At 70.2% G+C, this 22,705-nt stretch carries 20 protein-coding genes; 9 read left to right on the top strand and 11 right to left on the bottom strand.

What is annotated here, in order from left to right:
• Positions 1-342: 342 nt before the first annotated feature.
• The gene (locus LGR69_RS17990; RefSeq protein ID WP_230366868.1) at positions 343-1,836 is read right to left on the bottom strand and encodes an LTA synthase family protein; all 1,494 of its coding nucleotides are present in this window, start codon (positions 1,834-1,836) and stop codon (positions 343-345) included.
• 215 nt (positions 1,837-2,051) lie between these two features.
• Positions 2,052-3,548 carry a capsular polysaccharide export protein, LipB/KpsS family gene (locus LGR69_RS17985; RefSeq protein ID WP_230366867.1) on the bottom strand — a complete coding sequence of 499 codons (1,497 nt, stop codon included), beginning with the start codon at positions 3,546-3,548 and terminating at the stop codon, positions 2,052-2,054.
• A 336-nt stretch (positions 3,549-3,884) separates the two neighbouring features.
• Here LGR69_RS17985 and LGR69_RS17980 point away from each other — a divergent pair, with 336 nt between their 5' ends.
• The 4 genes from LGR69_RS17980 (at position 3,885) to LGR69_RS17965 (ending at position 7,418) form a co-directional block, all read left to right on the top strand.
• The gene (locus LGR69_RS17980) at positions 3,885-5,192 is read left to right on the top strand and encodes a capsule biosynthesis protein (protein ID WP_230366866.1); all 1,308 of its coding nucleotides are present in this window, start codon (positions 3,885-3,887) and stop codon (positions 5,190-5,192) included.
• Between the two features lie 121 nt (positions 5,193-5,313).
• Positions 5,314-6,081 carry an SDR family NAD(P)-dependent oxidoreductase gene (locus LGR69_RS17975; protein ID WP_007560152.1) on the top strand — a complete coding sequence of 256 codons (768 nt, stop codon included), beginning with the start codon at positions 5,314-5,316 and terminating at the stop codon, positions 6,079-6,081.
• Positions 6,081-6,941, top strand: coding sequence for a formyltransferase family protein (locus LGR69_RS17970; protein ID WP_230366865.1), 861 nt, complete (start codon positions 6,081-6,083; stop codon positions 6,939-6,941). The genes LGR69_RS17975 and LGR69_RS17970 overlap by 1 nt, the downstream gene beginning before the upstream one ends.
• A gap of 66 nt (positions 6,942-7,007) precedes the next feature.
• Positions 7,008-7,418, top strand: coding sequence for a flagellar basal body rod protein FlgC (locus tag LGR69_RS17965; RefSeq protein ID WP_230366864.1), 411 nt, complete (start codon positions 7,008-7,010; stop codon positions 7,416-7,418).
• Here LGR69_RS17965 and LGR69_RS17960 read toward each other — a convergent pair.
• The 5 genes from LGR69_RS17960 to LGR69_RS17940 form a co-directional block, all read right to left on the bottom strand.
• Positions 7,402-8,814, bottom strand: coding sequence for an amino acid permease (locus tag LGR69_RS17960; RefSeq protein WP_370881387.1), 1,413 nt, complete (start codon positions 8,812-8,814; stop codon positions 7,402-7,404). The two genes, LGR69_RS17965 and LGR69_RS17960, sit on opposite strands and share 17 nt — an antisense overlap.
• A gap of 59 nt (positions 8,815-8,873) precedes the next feature.
• Complete coding sequence (locus LGR69_RS17955) at positions 8,874-10,340, bottom strand: methyl-accepting chemotaxis protein (protein WP_230366863.1); 1,467 nt, start codon at positions 10,338-10,340, stop codon at positions 8,874-8,876.
• Positions 10,340-10,729, bottom strand: coding sequence for a hypothetical protein (locus tag LGR69_RS17950; RefSeq protein WP_230366862.1), 390 nt, complete (start codon positions 10,727-10,729; stop codon positions 10,340-10,342). The genes LGR69_RS17955 and LGR69_RS17950 overlap by 1 nt, the downstream gene beginning before the upstream one ends.
• Positions 10,730-11,066: 337 nt before the next feature.
• On the bottom strand, positions 11,067-11,687 hold the full coding sequence (locus LGR69_RS17945; protein WP_230366861.1) for a hypothetical protein: 621 nt from the start codon (positions 11,685-11,687) through the stop codon (positions 11,067-11,069).
• Positions 11,684-13,693, bottom strand: coding sequence for a hypothetical protein (locus tag LGR69_RS17940; protein WP_230366860.1), 2,010 nt, complete (start codon positions 13,691-13,693; stop codon positions 11,684-11,686). Before LGR69_RS17940 ends, LGR69_RS17945 begins: the two co-directional genes overlap by 4 nt.
• 258 nt (positions 13,694-13,951) lie before the next feature.
• Between LGR69_RS17940 and rpsO the strand changes: the two genes are divergently transcribed.
• The 3 genes from rpsO to LGR69_RS17925 all read left to right on the top strand — a co-directional run bounded on the left by rpsO (position 13,952) and on the right by LGR69_RS17925 (position 17,150).
• Positions 13,952-14,221: a 30S ribosomal protein S15 gene (gene rpsO / locus LGR69_RS17935; RefSeq protein ID WP_007560136.1), complete on the top strand. Its 270-nt coding sequence runs from the start codon at positions 13,952-13,954 to the stop codon at positions 14,219-14,221.
• Between the two features lie 208 nt (positions 14,222-14,429).
• The gene (gene pnp / locus LGR69_RS17930; protein WP_122159374.1) at positions 14,430-16,652 is read left to right on the top strand and encodes a polyribonucleotide nucleotidyltransferase; all 2,223 of its coding nucleotides are present in this window, start codon (positions 14,430-14,432) and stop codon (positions 16,650-16,652) included.
• A 276-nt stretch (positions 16,653-16,928) separates the two neighbouring features.
• Positions 16,929-17,150, top strand: a complete 222-nt coding sequence (locus LGR69_RS17925) for a YgaP-like transmembrane domain (RefSeq protein WP_007560132.1) — start codon at positions 16,929-16,931, stop codon at positions 17,148-17,150.
• Between the two features lie 86 nt (positions 17,151-17,236).
• On the opposite strand, the gene LGR69_RS17920 is transcribed toward LGR69_RS17925, so the two are convergent.
• Entirely contained in the window at positions 17,237-17,500 is a 264-nt protein-coding gene (locus tag LGR69_RS17920; RefSeq protein WP_007560130.1) for a GlsB/YeaQ/YmgE family stress response membrane protein, read from the bottom strand.
• Positions 17,501-17,680: 180 nt separating this feature from the next.
• Here LGR69_RS17920 and LGR69_RS17915 point away from each other — a divergent pair, with 180 nt between their 5' ends.
• Positions 17,681-18,037: a RidA family protein gene (locus tag LGR69_RS17915; RefSeq protein ID WP_230366859.1), complete on the top strand. Its 357-nt coding sequence runs from the start codon at positions 17,681-17,683 to the stop codon at positions 18,035-18,037.
• A 104-nt stretch (positions 18,038-18,141) separates the two neighbouring features.
• The gene (locus tag LGR69_RS17910) at positions 18,142-19,218 is read left to right on the top strand and encodes a polyamine ABC transporter substrate-binding protein (protein ID WP_039902331.1); all 1,077 of its coding nucleotides are present in this window, start codon (positions 18,142-18,144) and stop codon (positions 19,216-19,218) included.
• 43 nt (positions 19,219-19,261) lie between these two features.
• Here the strand turns inward: LGR69_RS17910 and LGR69_RS17905 are convergent, their stop codons facing one another.
• From LGR69_RS17905 to LGR69_RS17895, 3 genes are all read right to left on the bottom strand, one after another.
• Complete coding sequence (locus LGR69_RS17905) at positions 19,262-19,675, bottom strand: DUF3597 domain-containing protein (RefSeq protein ID WP_230366858.1); 414 nt, start codon at positions 19,673-19,675, stop codon at positions 19,262-19,264.
• Between the two features lie 608 nt (positions 19,676-20,283).
• Positions 20,284-20,607 carry a hypothetical protein gene (locus tag LGR69_RS17900; RefSeq protein WP_230366857.1) on the bottom strand — a complete coding sequence of 108 codons (324 nt, stop codon included), beginning with the start codon at positions 20,605-20,607 and terminating at the stop codon, positions 20,284-20,286.
• Between the two features lie 27 nt (positions 20,608-20,634).
• Entirely contained in the window at positions 20,635-22,488 is a 1,854-nt protein-coding gene (locus LGR69_RS17895) for a DEAD/DEAH box helicase (protein WP_268868634.1), read from the bottom strand.
• Between the last annotated feature and the right edge of the window lie 217 nt (positions 22,489-22,705).

Genomic DNA, 22,705 nt, shown 5'->3' with positions numbered 1-22,705 from the left:
CCGTCGGCGGTCGCGACTTCCGCGCCCGCCTCGATCGCGCTCGCCGTCGGTCCCGCCGCGGGCAGATACGTGCAGCCGCCGATGGACCCTGCCGCAAGGGCGGCTGTCAGCGCAGTGAGCGCCGTCTTACGCAGCATCACAGAGACTTCTCCTCGCCGGCCTCCGCACCATCGCTGGCTCGGACCGGGACATCCATGGTGACCGCCAAACGCTGCGATGGCTTTAACGGCCGCGTCGAACCTGCGGGCTCCTCGCGGAACCCGCGTCTCGGACAGGGTTGCTATCCGTTCCCAATGCGACACCAGCGTGGCACGGCCAAGCTCGGTGCAGTTAAGCTTAACCTTATCGCGTCCGTAGCGGAATGTCTGCAAGTGTACAGGCCAGGGCTGAGCGCAGATCGCGCCCCAGGGCGTCGGCGGTGATGTCCAGGCGGCGCGGCGTGACCGGGGGAATGCCGAACCGGAACACTGCGTAATCTGTCGCTTGATCGCCGAAGCCCGGCTTGCAGGTCGGCAACGACGGTGCGTGATCGCCGAACACGCAGAGGGTGATGGTCTGGCCGCGTTCGCGGGCCAGCGCGTCGAGCCCGGCCACGAGGTTCTCGACCATGCGCCCGGTATTGACGACGTGGTGGAGGTACTGCGCCTCCGGGGCGTCGATGCCGGGCAACCGCCCGGGCTTCCACGGCCCGTGATTCTCCATCGTGACGCAGAACAGGAACAGCGGCGTGCGTCGTCCCCGAACCTCCTCCAGCAGGCGCTCGCCCAGGGCCACGTCGCCGACATAGGGGCCGACCCGGGGCGCGGCCGTGAACGTCTCGCCCATCACCAGATCGGCGAAGCCGAAGGCCTGCATCACCTTCGCCCGGCGGAAGAAATCCCTGTGGAACGGGTGCAGGAACAGGGTACCGTAGCCCCGGCTGCCCGCCAGCCGGGCGAGGCTGGTCGGCTCGTCGCCGCTGCGGGACGTGTAGGGATCGTACCGGCCGAAGCCGAGGCTGTCGGAGGGCCGGCCGGTGAGCACGGCGTGCTCGCTGCGCATCGTGTAGGCGCCGTGCGCCGGAACCCGCAACCGGCCGTATTGGATGGCCCGGGTGCGGAACAGCTCCATCGCCGGCAGTGCCGGGCCGCCGAGTCGCTCGGGATCGATGAACGACTCGAGCTGGATCACCACGACCACGTCGTCGCCCGGGCCGGAGGGCAGCGTCGGCACCGCCGGCACCGGAGCGCTGCCGGCCAGCGCCCGGGCCGTATAGCCGAGCAGGCTTGCCGGCAGGCCGACCCGCGCGACATCCGTCTCGAGGTCTGGCTCGGGGAACCAGCGCGCGATCAGCTTCGCCAGCGGCGGCCGGGAGGCCGCGCGGAACAGCAGCCAGAGCCCCAGGGGCAGGCCGATGAGGGCGGCGACGCGCGGGACCGGCGCGTCCGGCAGGACGCTCGGCTCGGTCCGGTACCAGATCACCGTCGCGATCAGGGTCAGGATCACGGGGATCGAGATCCGCGGATCCCAGACCGGCGGGATGTAATAAAGCTGCGGGTGGCGCGGCACCTGCGGCAGCAGGACGAAATCGCTGAACAGGAGCGGCTCGCCGATCACCGAGCGCTTGGCGCGGCTGACATAGATCAGCGCCGCCACCGAGACGACGCAGGTCAGGGCCGCCAGCCAGGGCCGCCACGAGAAGGCGAACCAGAACAGCAGGATCAGCAGATAGCCCAGCAATCGTAGGGCCAGGTCGCGCGGGGCCAGGCTCGCCCGGGTGAGCGAATCGCCGACGAAGACCTCGAGGGCGAGGCAGATGGCGAGCGTCAAGCTGGCGGCGATGAGGAACGTCGTCACGATACGGGAACTCGGTGAGATGCGCGCGTGCCAGGAATCGCCACGGGATGCGGACCGGCCCGGAAAATGATGCGAAAGCAGGGGCTTCGGAGGACTTTTCGGAGCGCGGATGTCGGGCCCGTCACGTCACCGCCGACGGCGACCGGAACGGCCTCTATCCCCCTGCTCGCGTGCGGAGATCCCGAGAAGCTGGATGCCACGATTGCGCCCCCGCCCTAGCGCGGCCCGGCCTCACGGCCGACGCCGCGGCGGTTGCGCAGCGCCCGCACGATCGGATTGAACAGGCCGTAGCGCATCCGCATGACGAGATGGGCGGTGCGGCCGATCGAGAGCGCGTTGCGCGGGGCGGCCTCCCGGGCGGCACTGAGCCGGTCGAGGAGCTGCTCGGGGCTGCACGGCTTCATCGCCACGGGATCGAGGTAGCGCGAATAGAGGATCATCGCGCCGGCCACCAACTCGTCGAGCGTCAGCGTGCGGCCGCGGTCGGCCCCCGGTGCCAGATCCTCCGACAGGCCCCAGCCGGAGTAGAATGGCCGGCCATGGGCCGCCACGCTGAGCCCACGGATCAGCGCCTCGAAGCCCGCGAGCGACGTCATGGTCTCGACGTGATGCACCCGGTCGAGCAGGTCGACGATGCTGATCCCCGCCACGATCCGGTCGGCCAGGGTCAGGGCCTCGGCCTCCGGGATGATGCCGGGCCGGAACCCCGCCTCGACATCGGGATGGGGCTTGTAGAGCAGGAAGGCGTCGGGGTTGCGCCGGCGGGCGGCCTCCAGCAGCGCGCGGTTCGAGCGGACCAGCGGCGAGCCGTGCTGCACCGAGGCGTCGTCCTCGACCTGCCCCGGCACCAGAACGATCCGCCGACCGGCCGGCCAGTCGAGGGCGGCGGCGTCGAGGCCGACATTGTATTTGCTCAGGCGGCGCGCAACGACCTCCTCGCGCAGGCGCTTGGCCCGATCCACCAGCTCGGGCGGGAAATCCGCCTCGGCCAGCAGTCGCTGCAGGCGGCTCTCCCGGCGCGGGTCGTAGTAGATGCCCAGGTCGTCGATCACGATGGAGGCGCCGGGCTGCAGGCTCGCCCCGAGGCCCACCGAGCGCAGGAAACCGTCCTCCACCCGGGCGAGCGGCAGACCGGCCTCCCTGCAGGCCTCTTCGAGCTTGCCCGGCGCGCGGGTCGCCCAGGCGAGGATCCGGCCGTGATGACGCTTGCCCGCCTCGACCGCGGCCTCCGCCGTCATGGTGTGGACCGGGCGCCCGGCCGGTCCGGTGCCGAGCACGTCGAGGGCGGGCCGCTTCCAGCGCGACATGCCCACATAGACGACGCGCCGGTCGTTCTCCGCAAACCGTGCCGCGAGCCAGGCGACGTGCTCGGTGCAGGCCTCGCGGCCGATCGGCTGGCGGGTCCAGGGATCGAAGTAGTGGATGCCGCCCTGCCCGCCGAACGGTTTGCCGTCGAGGCTGATCCGCAGGGACGCGAACCCGGTCTCGGGCCGGTCGTACGGGCTCAGCAGCGGGCCCGGCGCGACGATGAGCCGGCGGCGGCCCCCGAGCGCGAGCATCCGGTCCGGCAGGCTCTTCGCCCCCCAGACGGCGCCGACCGCGCTCGGCCGTACCGGGGCGAAGGCGAGACCCGTCGCAGCCTCGATCTCCGCCCGCAGGCGGCGGATCGTCCGGCCGGTCGCGTAGAGCGCCGGGGTCGGTTCAAGGGACATGATGGGGCGTCCAGCTCCGGTCGTCTCGATCGTTCGGGCCGCCTAGTAGCGCATTTTACCCGGCATGGGATGGCCGGCCGAATGGGGACAAGCGTGGCAGATCCATCAAAGCGTCACGGCGTGGAAAGGATTTGGACATATCGTCGCCGTGATTGCCCCCTCAATCCAGGCGGTGGCCGCGAAACTGCGACCGTTGCAGACGGGCCACGCCGGAGCGGAAACGCCACCCTGCGACGCGGCCTCGGATTGCCGGGCCGCGATGCTGCGTGCCACCTCTGGTCATTCTTTCCGGTCCGGCTCCGTCCGGCCGAGGGTCAAGGATAGAAGCGCCGCGGAATGCAAAAGACCGCCCCCGACGCCCTCCGCGACCGTCCTGCAACCTTTCTGTTCCTGCAGGGCATCGCCTCTCCGTTCTTCTCCGACCTCGGCAAGGCCCTGCGCGCGCGGGGCCACGAGGTGCGGCGCATCAACCTCTGCCCGGGTGACTGGCTGTTCTGGAACGGGAAGGCCGACAATTACCGCGGTCGCCGCGAGGCCTGGGGCACCTATCTCGAAGCGTATCTCGACCGCGAAGCCGTCACCGACATCGTTTTGTTCGGCGATTGCCGGCCGTTCCACCGGGCGGCCCGGATGATCGCGGAGGTCCGGGGCCTGCGCGTCCACGTGTTCGAGGAAGGCTATATCCGGCCCAACTGGATCACCTGCGAGCTCGGCGGGGTGAACGGCTTCTCGTCGCTGCCGCGCACGGCGGACGAGGTCCGCGCCCTGGCGCGGCGCCTGCCCCAGCCCGGCCGGGCGATGCCGTCCACCGGCGACATGGCCCGCCGCAGCGTCTGGGACGTGAGCTACAACGTCGCCAACATCGCGTTTCCCTATCTCTTCCCGCACTTCCGCAGCCACCGGCCGACCCATATCGCGGCCGAATACGCGGGCTGGATCAAGAAATTTACCCGCCGCTCCCATACCCGACGCGAGGCGGCGCGCTGCGACGAAATCTACCGTGCGGTCGGCTGCGACTACTTCCTGCTGCCGCTCCAGCTCGACAGCGACTACCAGATCCGGGTGCACTCGCCGTTCCTGGGCGTCGAAGGCTTCATGGACCGGGTGATCAAGTCCTTCGCGGACGCGTCCTCGGCGCCGACCCGGCTCCTGGTGAAGCTGCATCCGCTGGACAGCGGGCTGATCAACTGGCGCAAGTTCGCCCGCGCCTCGGCCCGGCGCCACGGCGTCAGCGACCGGCTCGACTTCATCGACGGCGGCGACCTGCCCTCCCTGATCAAGGGCGCCCGCGGCGTCGTCATCGTGAACTCGACGGTGGGCATGCTGTCCCTGGAGATGGGCCGCCCGACCCACGCGGTCGGGACCGCGATCTACAACATGGCCGGCCTGACCCATCAGGGCGACCTCGACAGCTTCTGGACGAACCCGACCGCGCCCGACATGGGCCTGATGGCCGATTTCCGCCGGGTCGTGCTGCACCGGACGCAGGTCAACGGCGGCTTCTTCTCCAAGGGGGCGATCGAGCGGGCGGTGGCCGGCTCGGTGCCGCGGATGGAATCCGCCCTGCCCGATTCGATGCTGGCCGCCGCGCGGACGATCCGCGAGGGCCGCGAGGGCGACGGGCAACTCGCGCCCGTCTATTGAAGCGGAACGGGAAACGGGCCGGTTTTCGCCGAGCGTTTCCGGGTCGAGCCGAACCTTTAAGTCACCGGTGAGCGCTTCCCGGTCTTGATCTTTGCGTGCTGCACGGCGTAGCACCCGCGTTATGCCCCGCATTCTGATCACTGGCGCGTCGAGCGGTATCGGCGCTGCGCTCGCACGCCATTACGCGCGTGCCGACGCGAGCCTCATCCTCATCGGACGCAATGTCGACCGCCTGGAAGCCGTGGCCCGGGATTGCCGGGCCAGCGGCGCCACCGTCGAGGCGGTGCGCCTCGACACCCGGGACCGGGCCGCCGCGATCGACCTGATCCACAAAGCCGACGCGGCCCAGCCGCTGGACCTCGTCATCGCCAACGCTGCGGTGAACGGCGGCAACCAGAAGGGCGAGGTCGAGCCGGAGGCGACGGCGTTCGAGACCGCCGACATCAACTATACCGGCTCGCTCAACATCGTGCTCCCGACCCTGACCCTGATGCTCCAGCGCGGGCGCGGGCAGATCGTGCTGATGTCCTCGCTGGCCGCCTACGCGCCGCTTCAGGATGCCCCGGCCTATAGCGGCGCCAAGGCCGCCCTGGTCGCGCACGGGCTGGCCCTACGCCAGAAGGTCGGGCCGCGCGGCGTGAAGGTCAACGTCGTGGCCCCGGGCTACGTGAAGACCCCGATGGGCGGCGAGTTGAAGGGCTGGCGCCCCCTGGAGATGAGCGCCGAGGAAGCGGCCCAGCACATCGTCAAGGGAATCGCGAAGGATCGCGACGTGGTCGCCTTTCCGCTCGTCCTGGCGGCCCTGGCGCGCACCGTGCTGCTCCTGCCGGAGAGCGTCCGCCGGGCGAGCCTCTACGCGTTCCGGTTCCAGCGTCGGCCGCGCCGCTGATGGCCCGCGCCCGGATCGCCCTCTTCGTCCTGGAGGCGCTGCCCAATGCGCGGGTGGTGCGCCGGTTCGTGGCCGATCACCGGGCCGACATCGCCTTCGTCGGGCTCTCGAACGCGGAGCGGCCGTCGAGCGGCGGCCTGACCGGGCAGGTCCGCAAGCATCTCGCCCGCTCCGGCGCCGGGATTCTGCCGTATCTCGCGGTGAATTTCGGGCTGCCGGACCTGCTGCGCCCGCTGGCGCCCCTGACCCAGGCTGTGGCCGGCAGCGGCGACGCGCCGGAGGCGACGCCGCTCAAGACCCTGTGCCGGCGCCTCGGTATCCCGACCCTGACGGTCGACGACGTCAACGGCCCCGAGGTCGCGCAACGATTGCGCGAGACCGCCCCCGACCTGATCCTGACCTATCATTTCGACCAGATCCTGAAGGCGGGCACCATCGGGCTGGCGCGGCTGGGCGGCATCAACGGCCATCCCGGGCTGCTGCCGCGCCATCGCGGCCCGGTTCCGACGATCCATGCGCTCGCCGACGGGCCCCGCAGCTTCGGCATAACCCTGCACCGTCTCGCCGCCACGATCGATACCGGGGCGATCCTCGCCCAGGAGCCTGTGGCGCTCCCGGCCGACACCACGGCCACGCGGGCGGCCGTGGCGCTCCACGCCCATGGGCGTGGCATGCTGGACCGGCTGCTCGACGCGATCGCCCGCACGGACCGGATGCCTGAAGGCCGGACCACGGAAGTCCTGCCCTATTGCCCGTTCCCGGACCGTGCGCTGCTGGCCTCCCTGCGCCGCAGGGGACTGCGGCTCACCGACGGGCGGGACCTGCGCGAGGCGGTAAGCCTTTCGGGACGAGCCGCTTAACCGAGCGTTAAGGCTGTTGCACGGAGGATCGTTCGGCCCCTCCCCGTGCCGCCCGAGCCAACCCGCATGCCGGATACCAGCCCCCTCAAGGCGGCCACGGACGCGCTGGCCTACGGCCGTCGGATCCAGAGCGGCCGGATCCGGGCGATCTCCGAGAACATCGCGAACGCCGATTCGGCCCCGGCCGATCCGAGCGGGACGCCCTACGCCCGGAAGATCGCGGTGTTCCAGCCGGTCGACGTCGACAGGGCGCGCGAGCCGGTGGGCCGCATCGTGCGCGACAGCAGCGACTTCCGCCGGCGCTACGACCCGTCCAACGCGGCCGCCGACCGGCAGGGCTATGTCCGCCTGCCGAACGTCAACGTCGCCTTGGAATCGGCCGACCTGCAGCGCGTGATCCGGACCTACGAGCTGAACCTCAGTGCCGAGGCCTCGATCGATTCGGTGAGCCGGGCGACGCTCAACCTGCTCGGGTGAGCCGGGCGTTGCGCCTGCCGTAGCCGGCATAGATCGCCAGCCCAGTCACCAGCCAGACCGCGAGCCGGATCCAGGTGTCGGCCGGCAGCGAGGCCATCAGGATCAGGCAGGACAGGATGCCGAGCACGGCCATCGGCACCGCCGCCGGCACGCGGAACGGGCGGGGCCGGTCGGGCTGCGTCCGGCGCAGGATCAGCACGAGGGCGCAGACCAGGCAGAATGCCAGCAGCGTCCCGATGCTGACGAGCTCGCCCAGGATATCGATCGGCACCAGCCCGGCCACCGCCGCGGTGAACAGCCCGATCACCACCTGGCTCGTCACCGGGGCCCGCGTGGCCGGATCGACCCGGCAGAACAGGGGCGGCAGCAGCCCGTCCCGGGCCATGGCGAAGAAGATCCGGCCCTGGCCGTAGAGCGCCGTGAGCGCCGAGGTGGTCAGCCCGATCAGGGCGCCGAGCTTGATCACGATGGCGAGGCTCGGCAGCGCCAGGCGGTCGATCGCCTTGGCGATCGGGTCCGCGACGTCCAGCTCCCGATAGGGCACGAGGCCGGTCAGCACCGCCGCCACCGCCACGTACAGGATGGCGCTGATCGCGAGCGAGCCGATCAGCCCGATCGGCGCGTCGCGCTGGGGCGCCCGGCACTCGCCCGCCGCGGTCGCGACCGTCTCGAAGCCGATGAAGGCGAAGAACACCACGGCGGCTCCGCGGAAGACGCCGCTCCATCCGTAGCTGCCGAACGCACCGGCATTGTCCGGCACGAACGGGTGCCACAGGGCCGGCTGCAGATGGACCACGCCGACGCCCACGAAGGCGAGGATGATCGCGACCTTGCAGGCCACCAAGAGCCCGTTGATCAGCGAGGCGTCCCGGGTCGAGCGCGTCAGCAGCGCGGTCAGCATCAGCACGATGCCGGCCGCCGGCAGGTTCACGAGGCCCCCGTCCCCCGGCGCCCCCGACAGCGCCGCGGGCAGCCTCAAGCCGAAATCCGCCGCGAGCGATTGCGCGTAGCCGGACCAGCCGACCGCGACGGTCGCCGCCGCCATGGCGAATTCGAGCACGAGGTCCCAACCGATGATCCAGGCCGGGAGCAGGCCGAGGCAGGCCCGCGTGTAGGTATAGGTCGAGCCGGCCTCGGGGATCATGGCGGCCAGTTCGGCGTAGCACAGGCCGACGAAGCCGCAGGCGATGCCGCCGATCAGGAAGGAGAGGCTGATCGCCGGACCGGCATATTGTGCCGCGGCGGTCCCGGTCAGGACGAAGACACCCGCGCCGATCGTGGCGCCGAGCCCGATCGCCACGAGGCCCGGAGCGGTGAGGCTGCGGGCGAGGCCGGAATGCCCGGCCGTCGGGTTCTCGATCGGGCCTAGGGCGGTGTCGGGTATGTCGAGGCTCACGGTCTTCGGTCACCGGATGTGTCGGATGGGAACCCGGTCAGCAAGTTCCGAGCCGGGCCTCAGGCGGCGCGCACGGAAGCCAGGAAGCGCCCGACCTCCCTGCGCAGGTCCGCGAACTCTTTCGACAGGTCGGAGACCGACGCAAGCACGCGGCCGGCCTCGGAGCCCGTGACCTGCACGTCGCCCGTCACATCCGTGAGCGTGGCGGTGATGGCGCTCGTGTCGGTGGCGGCCTCCGAGACGTTCCGCAGGATCTCCCGCGTGGCCACGCCCTGCTGCTCGACCGCCGCGGTCATCGCGGTGGCGAGGCCGCTCATGTCGCGGATCCGGACGGTGATGCCGTCCACCGCCGCGACCGCCTGCCCGGTGGAGCTCTGGATGCGGTTGACCTGCGCGGCGATCTCCTGCGTGGCCTGCGCCGTCTGATCCGCGAGTTCCTTGACCTCGGCGGCGACCACCGCGAAGCCGCGGCCCGCCTCACCGGCCCGGGCCGCCTCGATCGTGGCGTTGAGGGCGAGCAGGTTGGTCTGGGCGGCGATCGACGAGATCAGCGCGACCACGTCGCCGATGCGTTCGGCCGCCGTGCGCAGCTCGGTGACGAGCGGCGTCGCCGCGGCGGCCTGGTCGGCCGCCTCGCGGGCCATCCCGGCCGACACGTCCACCTGCCGGCCGATCTCGCCGATCGTCGAGCCCAGCTCCGCGGCCGCCGCCGCGGCGTTCTGCACCTTGCCGGCGGCACCGCCGGCGGCGGCCGTCACCGCGATGGACCGGTCCGCCGTGGCATTCGCCGTCGAGGCCATGCTGGCCGCCGTCGCCTCGACGGCGTCGGCCGCCGTGGCGACGTGATCGAGGATGCTGCCGATCGTCTCCTCGAAGGTGCGGGCGAGCTGCGCGGTCCCGGATTTGCGCGCGGCCTCGAGCGCGGACCGGGTCGAGGCGGCCTCGCGCTCCAGCTCCATGGCCCGGGCGAGCTGCGCCTGCGCGTGCGCCTCGGACGAGGCGAGGGCCCGGAAGGAGTCCTCCACGGTCCGGCAGACCCAGATCAGGATGCCGGTCTCGACCAGCACGATCGCCGCGTGGAGGATCACCCGGCCGAGATCGCCCGCCCCGCCGGGAAAGATCAGGGCCGGCATCGCGAGATCGAGGGCGAGGTGATGCACGGCCGTGGCCGCCGCCGCCGCCAGGATCACGCGCCAGTCGCACCAGCCGGCCAGCATCGCCAGGCAGGCGAAGAAGTACATGTGCAGGTCGATCTGCCAGGGATGGCCCGCGAAGGCGACCAGCAGGAGCGCTGCCATGCCCACGAGGGCCACGCCGCTCACGATTCGGGTTGCCGCGCTCGCCGGGTCGCGCAACCACAGGGCCGTCGTGACGCCCGCGAGGCAGATGGCGCCGACCACCGGCCCCAGAGCCGGAAACGCCGACGTCAGCACGGCTTCGGCCGCGCCGATCAGCGCGACATGCGCCCAGAGGAGCGGGATCAGGAAGCGGCCGAACCGGCGCTGAAGGGTTTCGAGATGGTTCATCAAGGCAGATTCCCGGCCGTGTCCGCGGCGGTGGTCAACGAAGACGGTGAGGGTGCGGACGGTCCGCATCCCTCGGCGAGGCGGCCATCGAGGACGAGGCGGGCGCCCGCGGCGTAGAGACGGCGCGCGAAGCCTGCCCGGTCCGAACGCGCCAGCAGGACGTTGTCCGAGCCGCCGCGGTTCAGGACGGTCCCGCCCGCCTCCGCGATGATCCGGACGGCATCGGTTGTGTCGGCGCCGGGCGGTGCGACAACCGCCACCACCTCCGATTGGGGCAGCGCCAGGACGGCCAGCGGCACCAGCAGGCTGGCCAGGCAGCCGAGCGCTCCGACCCCCCATTCGACCGCGGCGCGACGAGAGGGGCGTGGATGACCAGGGCGTGCAGGCATCACCGGAAAGGCGTAGGGTTCGGCATCGGGCGCAACCTTTCGGCGATCAAGTCTAAAGAAAGTGTTGCGCGGACATATAGAGCGCTATCCTCCGTGGCCAGTGGTGTCGCTCAGCGATTGCCCACCAATCCCAGCATAAATTCGTTGTTCGAACGGGCCGAATTTCGCACGAATGACATACGATGACTCTTGAATTATTTCGATTGATTCTCGAAAATGGCCGCGTGGGCAACTTAATCAGATTTTGGATGTAATGTTTGATATTGAAATGAGAGACCGAGATTTATAAATTTCAATGATCGAAGTAGTCTGATGAAAATCCAGCTCTCTGTTGTGTTCAAGGCGGGGTGATCTTCGCGGTCCGCGGTTCGGCCTCCACCATTCGCTTGTCGGTGCGGAAGAGTCTGGCCACTAGGCCCGAGAATTTCATGAAGGCGCGGCCCTGCGGGGTGATGACGTAGCCGTCCCCCGCCGGGGCGACGTTGCCCGAGGCGGTCTGCTCCGCCAGACGGCGCTCGATCTGGTGGAACTCCCCCAGATAGACCGACTCGAACACCGCCCGCGCCCGCTCGGCGCTGAAGCGTTCCTCGGGCCGGGCCGCCATCTGGCCGAGCAGGAACACGCTGATCGAGCGGTCGACCGTGACGGGGAAGATCACGAAGACGCTGAGGTTCAGGGCGAGCGACAGCGCGCAGGCGCCGAGGGCATCCCGGCGCCGCAAGCCCCAGGCGCGGCCGAGCCCGGCCAGAAGCACCGTCGCCGCACCGGTCAGTAGGAAGGCGACGATCAGAAGGATCAGGCCGCGGTAGAACAGGATCGTCACGCCGGACCAGAGATCCGTCTGGAACAGCAGCACGAAACAGGCGAGCCCGGTGAGCAGGGCGCCGGCATGCAGCGCGGTCTGGACCGCGAGCCAGCGCAGGGCCTGCCCCAGGCGCGCCTGGGCGGTCGGAGTCATCGAGCCCATCCACCGAGATCGTCGACCGACAGGATTCGGACGAGCGGCGAGGCATAGAGCGGTCGGCCGTGCCACACCCAGGAATCCGGGTTTGCCCAGGGGGCGTCCTGCGCGGTGACGACCAACGCGTCGATGCCGGCGGCGGTGGCCCGGCGGCGCACCTCGTCCCCGTCGAGCGCATCGCGGAAGATCGGCTCGACCTGCGCGAGCCGCTCCGCGACGGCCGCCTGCGGGGCGCCGAACAAACGCGCCTCCCGATCGGCCACCCCGACCGGCTGGCCTCCGTAGAGACCGAAATCGAACACGCGCGGCGCGCCGGGCGCGTGCTGCAGCACCCGGGTCCGGGGCAGATGCGTGCCGGCCCAGGTATAGGCCGTCCGCAGGGCGCGATCGATGTCGGGGCGGCCGTTGAGAAAGGCGAAGCTCGGGACGCCGGAAGCGGGATAGGCCCGCATCCCGGCGAAGCCGTAGAGGGTCGTGGCGTAGCCGAGCAGGAGCAGCGCCGCGATCAGGCCGGGAAGACGGAGCCGTTCTCCTGCGACCCGGATCAGGGCCGCCACGGTCCAGACCAGAGTCGCGACCTGCGCCAGCAGGACCACACGCCAGCCCAGGTCGTTGTAGAGGATCGCGGAGCGCAGGAAGCCCCCGATCAGCAGGGAGGTGACTGCCACGATGGTCAGCAGCCGTCCGGCCTCCCGGGCGTGCGCCTCGCGCCGGGGAACGATCCGCCAGAACAGGAGCGCGCCTGCGGCGAAGATCCCGAAGGCCAGGTAGTAGTTGAGCGGCAGCAGGATCAGGCGGAGCAGCGTCAGGACCCAGCTGTCCGCCATGCCCTCGATCGGGCCGAAGCTCCGGACCGCGAAGACGATCGCCTGCCCGGCCTCGCTCCGGCTTGCCAGGAGTCCGGACAGGTACGGCGCGGCCAGGAGGGCGGCCACGAGCCCGGACGCGACGAGCCGGCCGGCCGCGCGCCAGCGGCGCTCGATCGCGAGCAGGGCAAGCCAGGTTCCGGCCGCCGCGACCGTGCCCAGGCAGACCCAGACCGACAGGCCCGCGCAGGCCGCGAACGCGGTGCCCGCCATGATCACTGTCGCGCCGGGGGCGCGACGCTGCCCGTCCGCGGCCTCGGCCAGCGCCAGGAGCCCCAGCCAGCCCGCGATGGCGCCGGCGACATGGTGCGGAACCCAGACCAGGGAGCCCGGCCAGTTGAGCACCTGCTCGTTCAGCCATTCCGGCATCGGGATCCAGAGCCCGGTCTCGATCCGGTTGCGGACGACCAGCAGGATGTCGAGCCCGCCCGCCGGGAGCAGCAGGAGGGTCGCCAGCCGTACCCGACGCCGGGAGGTCTCGCGCACCAGCCCGGTGGCGGCGAGCAGCCGGTCCAGCAGGCCGAGCAACCCGATCCCGGTCCAGAACGCCATCCCGGCGAAGGCGGTGCGCCCGTCGACCAGCGCCCCGCCCGCCCAGTCGACGAGCGCGCAGAGCGTGTAGAAGAAGTAGTAATAGCCGGCGCGCTCAGGGCGGGCGAAGAACGGGTCCAGGGGCGGCAGGCCCGCCTCGACGATCGTCCGGGTCAGGCTCGCATGCTTGACGAGGTCGATCACGGTCACCGGCTGGTACAGGCCCGTTCCGGTATCGATGTCGATCAGCGCGTAGGCGACGATCCCGAGCCAGAGCAGCATCAGCGCCAGCGGGCCTGCCGCCGCCGCGAAGCCGATCCGGCTCCGGAACGCCCGGACCGCCGGGGCCAGTCCCGCCAGCCCGAGCCCGACATTCGCCAGCACGGCGACCGGGATGCCCGCAGCCTGGACCAGCAGGCTGTCGAGGATCGGCAGCAGGCCGAGGCCGAGCGTCGCGGCACAGAGCAGGCGGTCTCCGGTCCCGAGGGCGCGGAACCCCAGGATCCCGGTCAGGCTGCCCAGGGCGTAGCCCGGCAACAGGATGAGGGGGACGCCGAGCAGCGTCGCCACCAGGACGCCGCACGCGTCGGTGAGGCTCGCGTTCATCGCCGGACCACCCTTCGTGCGGGTTCCGGCTAGCACACGGGTGTTAACCCTTCCGCGGCGCGGCCCTCCGGGCCCGGGGCTGGCGTATCCGGCGGTTTCGTGTATGGATCGCGCAGCCTCGGCCCGGGTTACCGGGCGGGGCTTGAGCCGCTTGGCGCTGTGACCGTGCTGGACGACATCCCGGCACCGGCCGAACGCCGAGCTCGAGCGCCCCGACCAGGGCGCCGCATCCGACCAGCACAACCCGAAAGGCATGCGATGTCGATCACGGCAGAGCGCAAGACCGCGCTCATCAAGGAACACCGCAAGGACGCCAAGGACACCGGGTCACCCGAGGTCCAGGTCGCGATCCTCACCGAGCGGATCACCAACCTGACCGGCCACTTCAAGACCCACGGCAAGGACAACCATTCCCGCCGGGGCCTGCTGAAGATGGTCTCGCAGCGCCGCTCGCTGCTCGACTACGTGAAGCGCAAGGACGAGGCCCGCTACCGCGCCCTCATCGAGCGTCTCGGCATCCGCCGCTAAGATCCACCACGCGCGGTTCCGAGCCCGGCTCGGGACCGCGTTCGACACTCTCGGGCTGCCGGAATGGGTCCGGCCGCCCGAAAAACGGGTCGCTTCGAGGCGCCAGCGTCGGGGCAGGATCGCGGGACACTTCATCGAGCGAAGTGTCCCGCCGTCTTGCCCCCGACGGCGCCGGGCCTGGCCCGCCGAAGGCAAGGAAGAGATAAGAATGTTCGACGTTCAACGCGAAGAGCTGATGTGGGGCGACCGCAAGCTCGTCCTCGAGACCGGCAAGGTCGCCCGCCAGGCTGACGGCGCGGTTCTGGCCACCTACGGCGAGACCTCGGTCCTCGCCACCGTGGTCGCCACCAAGGAGCCGAAGCCCGGCATCGACTTCCTGCCGCTCACCGTGAACTACCAAGAGCGCGCCTACGCCGCCGGCCGCATCCCGGGCGGCTACTTCAAGCGCGAGGGCCGTCCCTCCGAGAAGGAGACCCTGGTCTCCCGCCTGATCGATCGCCCGATCCGTCCGCTGTTCGTCAACGGCTGGCGCAACGACACCCAGGTCGTCGTCACCGTCCTGACCCACGACCTCGAGAACGATCCGGACATCGTGTCGATGGTCGCGGCCTCCGCCGCCCTCACCCTGTCGGGCGTGCCGTTCATGGGCCCGATCGGCGCGGCGCGCGTCGGCTACGTCAACGGCGGCTACAAGCTGAACCCGCTGGTCACCGAGACCAAGGAGGAGTCGAGCCTCGACCTCGTCGTCGCCGGCACCCAGGACGCCGTGCTGATGGTCGAGTCGGAGGCCAAGGAGCTCTCCGAGGACGTGATGCTCGGCGCCGTGATGTTCGGCCACAAGCACTTCCAGCCGGTCATCGAGGCGATCATCCGCCTGGCCGAGAAGGCCGCCAAGGAGCCGCGCGACTTCCAGGCTCCCGAGAACGCTGACGTCGAGAAGGCGGTCCTCGAGATCTGCGAGACCGAGCTGCGCGCCGCCTACACCAAGACGGTCAAGCAGGAGCGCTACGCCGCCGTCGACGCCGTGAAGGCGAAGGTGATGGCCGCCCTCTGCCCCGAGGGGGCCGAGAAATACCCGGCCGAGAAGGTCAAGGCCGCGTTCAAGGAGGCGCAGTCGAAGGTCGTGCGCTGGAACGTGCTCGACACCGGCTCGCGCATCGACGGCCGCGACCTGAAGACGGTCCGTCCGATCATCTCCGAGGTCGGCGTGCTGCCTCGCGCCCACGGTTCGTCGCTGTTCACCCGCGGCGAGACCCAGGCCCTCGTGGTCGCCACCCTCGGCACCGGCGAGGACGAGCAGTTCATCGACTCGCTCGACGGCACCTACAAGGAGCGGTTCCTGCTCCACTACAACTTCCCTCCCTATTCGGTCGGCGAGACCGGCCGCATGGGCTCCCCGGGCCGCCGTGAGATCGGCCACGGCAAGCTCGCCTGGCGGGCGATCCGGCCGGTTCTGCCGCCGGCGCACGAGTTCCCGTACACGATCCGCATCGTGTCCGAGATCACGGAATCCAACGGCTCGTCCTCGATGGCCTCGGTTTGCGGCGGCTCGCTGTCGCTGATGGATGCCGGTGTGCCCCTGCGCCGTCCGGTGGCGGGCATCGCCATGGGCCTCATCCTCGAGGGTGAGCGCTTCGCGGTCCTGTCCGACATCCTGGGCGACGAGGATCACCTCGGCGACATGGACTTCAAGGTGGCTGGCACGGACGAGGGCGTGACCTCGCTCCAGATGGACATCAAGATCGCGGGCATCACCGAGGAGATCATGCGGGTCGCCCTCGACCAGGCGAAGGACGGGCGCGCCCACATCCTCAGCGAGATGTCCAAGGCGCTCACCGCCGCCCGTCCGGAGCTCGGCGAGTACGCGCCGCGCATCGAGACGATGCAGATCCCGACCGACAAGATCCGCGACGTGATCGGCACCGGCGGCAAGGTGATCCGCGAGATCGTCGAGAAGACCGGCGCCAAGATCAACATCGAGGATACCGGCATCGTGAAGATCGCCTCGGCCGACGGCAAGGCGATCAAGGCGGCCTATAACTGGATCCGCTCGATCGTCGCCGAGCCCGAGACCGGCATGATCTACGACGGCACGATCGTGAAGTGCATGGAGTTCGGCGCCTTCGTGAACTTCTTCGGCGCCAAGGACGGTCTCGTCCACATCTCGGAGCTCGCTGCCCAGCGGGTCGCCAAGGTGACGGACGTCGTCAAGGAAGGCGACAAGGTCAAGGTGAAGTTCCTCGGTCAGGACGACCGCGGCAAGATCCGCCTGTCCATGCGCGTCGTCGACCAGCAGACCGGCGAGGACATCACCGAGAAGGTGAAGGCCGAGCGCGATACCACCCGCAGCGACCGGGACGGCGAGCCCCGGCGCGAGGACAATGGCGGCCGCCACCGTGGCGAGCGCCGCCGCGAATCCGCCGGCGAGTGATCGTTCCAGCTTTCCCGCGCGGGCTTCGGCCGGTGCGGGTTTGAGATGAGAGGCGCGGTCCTTCGGGGCCGCGCCTTTTTCGTGCGCCGGGTTCGACGGCGTGGAGCGAGAGCTTCGGCGTGCACCCGTTCGGCCGGTCTCAGTCGGTTGCGACTGCGCAGCACGGGACGTCAGGCGGGTCGCCTGCGCGGCCTGCACGCCTCCGCCGTGCGGGACGGTTGGAACGCCCGCCCCGCGCCCGCGTTCGCACCGCGACCTCACAGCGGGAAAGCATTCATGGCCAACGAAATGATCCACGACATCTTCAGCGGGCAGCCGAACCTCACGACCACCGAGCGGGCAGTGTCGGTGGCCCTCGGCCTCGGGATCGCCGCCGCGGCGGCGCAGCCCCGGCCGAACAAGATCCTCAGCCTGCTGGCGCTCGTCGTCGGCGTCGGCCTGGCCGTGCGCGGTGCCACCGGCCACTGCGCCGTGAAGGCGGCGGCGGATCACCTCTGAGGGATCGGCGCCTCGGCCGGCCTTCAACCCATAAAAAAGGGGCGCCCCGCGGGGCGCCCCTTCGCGTTCCGGTTGCCGGAACCGGATTAGATTGTCGTGCGGCGACGGCCGGCGATCATGCCGTAGATGAAGAGCACCACGACGGCGCCCACGACCGCGCCGATGAATCCTGCGCCCTGGTTGGGTCCGTACCAGCCGACGGCCTGGCCGATGAAGGTCGCCACGAAGGCGCCGACGATGCCCAGGATGGTCGTCAGGATGAAGCCCGACGGCTCATTCGGTCCGGGCATCAGGAACTTGGCGATGATTCCGGCGAGGAACCCGATGATGATGGTCCAGAGAATACCCATGACGAACCCCAAGGCGTGACAAGCGATGCCGTGTGAACGCACGGTGGCCGGCCACGGTTGCTCGCAACTGCACACGAGGGGGCGAATTTTCCTGCGGTTCCCGCGGCGCGTCGGCGCGCGGCCCTTTACGGCTGCCCCGGCGCCACGGCAGATACCGGCTTTCATCGACCGGAGACTGGAATGAGCATCGAACGGATTGAACCGGGATCGCGGATGTCGCAGGGCGCGATCCACGGCAACACAATCTACCTCGCCGGCCAGGTGGCGTCCGATCCGGTCGGCACCGGGGTCACCGCCCAGACCCAGAACATCCTGGAGCAAATCGACCGGCTGCTCGCCGGGGCGGGCAGCGACAAGGATCACATCCTGTCGGCCACCATCTATCTGGCCGATATCGGGCACTTCGCCGAGATGAATGCGGCCTGGGACGCCTGGGTGTCCAAGGAGCACCCGCCGGTGCGCGCCACCGTCGAGGCGCGGCTGTGCGATCCGCAATATCTGGTCGAGATCGTGGTCGTCGCCGCGAGGCAGGCATGAGCGGGGCCGGGACGGGCCGGGTCGAACGATCGGTCCGGCGCCCCGTCCCGGGCCGGCGCCGGTCCGCGTCGCGCGCGGGGGCCGGCTTTTCGCTGATCACGGCAATGCTGCTGGCCGCGCTCCTGAGCCTGGCTCCGCCCGCCCGGGCCGCGGAGGAGCGGGTCGTCAATATCTACAACTGGTCGGACTATATCGACCCGAAGGTGCTCGACGCCTTCACCCGGGAGACCGGGATCAAGGTCGTCTACGACACCTACGACAACAACGAGATCCTGGAGACCAAGCTGCTGGCCGGCCGATCCGGTTACGACATCGTCGTGCCGTCCGGCCCCTACCTGCAGCGGCTGATCCGCGCCGGCGCCTTCCTGCCGCTGGACAAATCCAAGCTGAAGAACCTCGGCAACCTCTGGCCTGAGATTTCCAGCCGGCTCGCCGTGTACGACCCCGGCAACACCTACGCGGTCGACTACATGTGGGGCACGACCGGCATCGGCTACAACGTCGCCGCCGTGCGCGAGCGGCTCGGCGCCAACGCGGCGCTGAATTCCTGGACCGTGGTCCTCAATCCGGCTTCCGCGAACAAGCTCAAGGATTGCGGGATCATGATGCTCGACAGTCCCGAGGATCTGATCCCCAGCATGCTCCCGGTCTTCGGCGCGAAGGCCGATTCCAAGCGCTGGGACGACCTGACCCTCGTGACCGACGCCCTCTACAAGGTGCGCGGCAGCGTGCGGAAGTTCCACGCTTCGGAATACATCCAGGCGCTGGCCAACGGCGATATCTGCGTGGCGGTCGGCTATTCGGGCGACGTGATGCAGGCCAAGCGTCGGGCCGAGGAGGCCAAGAACGGGATCGAGATCGCCTACGTGGTGCCGAAGGAGGGCGCGCTCATGTGGTTCGACACCTTCGCGATCCCGAAGGATGCGGCCCATCCCGCCGAGGCCCTGGCCTTCATCGACTACATGCTGCGGCCCGAGGTGGCGGCGGCCAACACCAACTTCGTGGCCTATGCCAGCGGCAACCTCGCGGCGAAGAAGTTCGTGAAGCCCGAGATCCTGAGCAATCCCGGCATCTACCCGGACGAGGCGACGATGCAGCGCCTGGCGATCAACACGGCCTGGGACGACCGCACCCAGCGCTACGTCACCCGGCTCTGGACCCGGGTCCGCACCGGGCGGTGAACGTGGAAGGCCCGGCGCGATCGTGCGCCGGGCCGTTGGGCACTCAGTTCTTCAGGTCTTCCGGCACCTTGCCGCCGTTCTCGGCGAGCTTCTTCATCACCTGCTTGTGCAGCCAGATGTTCATCGAAGCCGAATCTTCCTTGTCGCCGGTATAGTGCAGCTCGTCGGCGAGCTGCTTGCGCGAGGCCAGGCCGGAATCCAGGCCGACCAGCTTCATCAGGTCGACGATGGAATGGCGCCAATCGAGCTTCTGCGGGGTCTTCTCGGCGAGGCTGGTGAGCACGGCCTCGACGTCCACGGCCTCGCCGCTGCCGCCCGCGCTGCCGGGGGCCGAGGAGGCCGGGCTCGAGCCGGCCGAACCGCTCGAGGAACCCGAGGTGGACGAAGGCGCGGCGTCCGCGGTGCCGCCGCCGAACGGGTGGAGGATCTTGCCGACGATGCTGCCGAGGAGGCTCATAGGTCCGCTCCGATAATCAAGGCCCGACCTGCGCGCCGGGCGGGCTGTCAACCGGTTGTCGGCCCGGGCGTTCCGCGATTCGCGCGCCGGCGCGTCGAAACCTAGCCGCGGGCGCCGTACAGCGCGATTCCCAGCAGGGACAGGCCGAGCACAAGACAGATCCCGCTCCACCGTTCGAGGACGGCCACACGCGCGGGGGCGCGCAGCGAAAGACCCGCCAGACCGACACTGCAGATTAAACAGCTCACACTCATCGCGATAACCAGCACGGTCCTTATGATCCGAAATCGACTGAGTCAGCCATAATCTGATTTCGACGCTGTGAGATATCGAAGACCACGTAGCAAACGAGAAATTCACAGGCCTCTCACTGAGGAGGGGCGATGAAAGGAGTTCCGTTCGACAGCTCGATTTGCGCGTTCGGGGTGAAATCAATCTCTCCGCGCCCGATCCGACCGTTAACGTGCTCAGTTATTGAGATTTGTCCCGCGTGGCATCGCCCGTTTGACGAATGGAGCCCGGTGCCGTCGCAGCCGGCCGCGGCGGACGGAGACGAGTCGGCCGGCTTCAGAAGCGGGATCGGCCTCCCGGCTACCGGCAATCGGCGCTCAGCCGGCGCGCGACAGGGCGGCGATGAGAGCTGCCCGCTCCTCCGCGAGCGAGCCGTGGAACACCGGACGACCGGCCCGGTCGTACCAGTAGCGCGCATTGCCGGAATCGCCCTCGATCCGGTGCAGATGGGCGTGCACCCAGGCGGCGTCCGGCCCAGACGCGTCCTGGACCAGGGCATGCGCCCGCGCCCAGGTGGCGTCCGCAGATTCGGTCGCATCCCTGGCCAGCCACCAGAGGGCGGCGAGCGGAGCGGGCCAGGCGTGTGGCGGCGCGCGCCCGGTCAGCGTCGCCGCGAAGTCGGACGGCAGGTTCTCGGTCATCGCGCCTTCTCCCTGAACCGCGACGGGTCAGCGTCCGGCCGCGCGCTCCGGCTGCCAGCGGCCGCGGCGCTGGCGGGCGGACCACGCGTAGCGGGCATCGCCGTCGAGGCGGTCGAGATGGTCCGAGAGCCGGTTGCGTTCAAGCCAGGCGAGCGCCGCCTCAAGCTCGGGCAGGGTCATGGTCGCGCGGCCTTTGCCGAGCACCCGCTTGAGCACCGCGTTGTAGCGATGCGCTAGGTTGCCGCCCCGGGGCACCCGCAGCGACGCCTCGTCCTCCACGGCCTGGCTCGCCACCGCCACGGCGAGCCGCTGGCGCAGGGTCCGCTCGGTGACCGACGGCGGCTCCGGCGCCGGCGCCACGGGGGCGGGCTCGGCGAGCCGCGGGCGTAGCAGGGCGTAGCGCAGCCCGATCGCGTTGCTCTCCAGCGGCGTGATCCCGCCGGGATCCTCATCGCGCCACGGGGTCCGCTCCGGGACGATAGCGCTCGCCGGCCGCTCGCGCTTGGGCCGCACGCTGCTCCCCTGCTCGGTCTCCAATTCCAGGCGGAACCGGGCGAAGAGCGGGTCGTCCGGGTGGAAGACCAGCGCCTGCTGGTTGTCGTAGGGGCCGGCATGCGGATCGACCCTTGTGGCCCGGGCGAGCATCTGCTCCAGCCAGGGCCGGGAGCGGATATGCGTGAGGGCCGCTACCACGGCGACCTCGGGGGCATCGAGCCCCTCATAGGCCATCGCCACCGTCACCAGCACCGCCGGCTCCGCGGTCAGGCGGAACGCCGCCAGGGCCGCGTGGGCGTCGCCCTGGCCCGACGTCGCCAGGCGGACGTCGCGCTCCCCCTGCCCGGCCGGCATCCAGCTCCGCAGGGTCGTCAGGTAGGTGCGGGCGCTCGCCTGATCCGGGGCCACCACGAGGAGCTTGCCGAGGCCCCGGGCCATCTGGCCGGGCGGCAGGCCGAGTTCGGACCGGCGCCGGGCGCGCAGGCGCTTCGTCGCGAAGAAGGATTCGCTCAGGAGATCCCGGGCGAAGCCGGTGCGCAGGGCCGTGAACAGGGCCGGCCGGGTCGTGACTCGGACCGATCCGGCGCCCAGCCGGTGCGGCCCGACCCGGGGGCTGTCACCGGCGATCCGCCCGCCTTCGAGCCAGCTCGCCTCGCCGTCGATCGCCCCGAACGTGACCGGCAGCACGGCCCGCTCGGCCAGGGCCTGCGACCGGGAATAGCCGATCACCGCCAGGCCCGGCGCGTCGAGATCGAGCTCCGGGCCGCGGCCGAGCGCCGCCGGCTTGTAGGGCAGGCCGAGGATGCGTCGGCCGTCGGCCCGCTCCAGGGTGCCGGACAGGAACAGGCCGATCTCGGCCGCCTCCATCACCGGCAGCATCGCCCGGGACCACGCCCCCGCCTCGGCCTCCTCGTCGACGGAGGCCTCGTCCGCCCCCGGACGCCCCGGGACCGGCAGGTGATGGACCTCATCGACGACCAGCAGGGTCCGGTGCGCCCGCGCCTCGGCGAGGTGCAGCGCCGGGGCGGCGGCCACCGCTTGATAGGTGGTGACGTAGCCGGCGAGCCCCCGAGCCGGATCACGCTCGTTGTCGGCGGCCCGCACGCTCAGCGCATGGCCGAAAGCCGCGCGCCAGAGCGGATCGGCGAAGGCTTCCTCGGCCTGGAGGCGCAGGGAATCCCGCGGCACCACCCAGACCACGCGATCGACCCGGCCCGCCGCGATCAGCGTGTGCGCCGCGATCACCGGCAGCAGCGACTTGCCGCCGCCCGGCGTCACCGCCGCCAGAATTGTCCGGACATGCGCCGCCTGCCCGCTCGCCATGGCCGCCACGAGGGCCATCAACGTACGCTGGTGGGACCGCAGGGACGGGGCGGGACGGGTCAATGGCCGGCGAAGCAGGGCGACATGCCCGCACCGTGGCCGATCTCGATTCCTTTGTGAATCCCCCGGACAACCACGGTGTTCGTGTTTCTTTCGCGCAATCGGCGTGATTCGTTCGAATGTGGCGGCGCGATTGCCGCATCCTGCGCCCCGAAAGGCCGCCTTCTGGCTGTCGCGCCTGCGGATCGCTGCACGAGAAGCGTTGACACCCGGCCAGCCC

The organism is Methylobacterium brachiatum, from assembly GCF_020523825.1.
Taxonomy (GTDB): Bacteria; Pseudomonadota; Alphaproteobacteria; order Rhizobiales; family Beijerinckiaceae; genus Methylobacterium; species Methylobacterium brachiatum.
The sequence above is the reverse complement of the archived record's forward strand: the minus strand, read 5'-3'. Positions and strand labels throughout refer to the sequence as shown.